1 protein-coding gene is annotated in these 334 nt (G+C 51.2%); it reads right to left on the reverse strand.

Features of this window, described 5'->3' with window-relative positions; genetic code table 11:
* Positions 1–19 precede the first annotated feature (19 nt).
* A partial coding sequence (locus F0L74_RS34660) for a hypothetical protein (RefSeq protein ID WP_149842236.1) occupies positions 20–334 on the reverse strand: 315 nt, incomplete at its 5' end.

The following is a 334-nucleotide window of genomic DNA, read 5'->3' on the forward strand; positions in this document are numbered from 1 at the left end:
GCTGGACGTTTGTCGGCATTCACTTGAATATCTTGCCCTGGTTGAACTTTCTACCGTCTTTGTCGGTTCCGTTCCACGAGAAGTAGTCCTGGACAAGTTTCTTGGTCTCCTCGCTCGAAGGATCCAGTTTCTTCCAGTCGTAGGACTCGTAGTCCACCTGCCAATCAGACGACAGCGGGAACACGAGCTCCTTTCCGCGCCACACCCACACTCCGGAGATGGTGGAATTGTTGTCTTCACCAAACAGGCAGACGGATGCGAAAGCCTGTTTGCGCATTTTGTCTAACCTCTGGAACATACCCGTAATAAGGTTACAGCTCATGAACACCTTAGC

Source organism: Chitinophaga agrisoli, assembly GCF_008386695.1.
Lineage (GTDB): Bacteria > Bacteroidota > Bacteroidia > Chitinophagales > Chitinophagaceae > Chitinophaga > Chitinophaga agrisoli.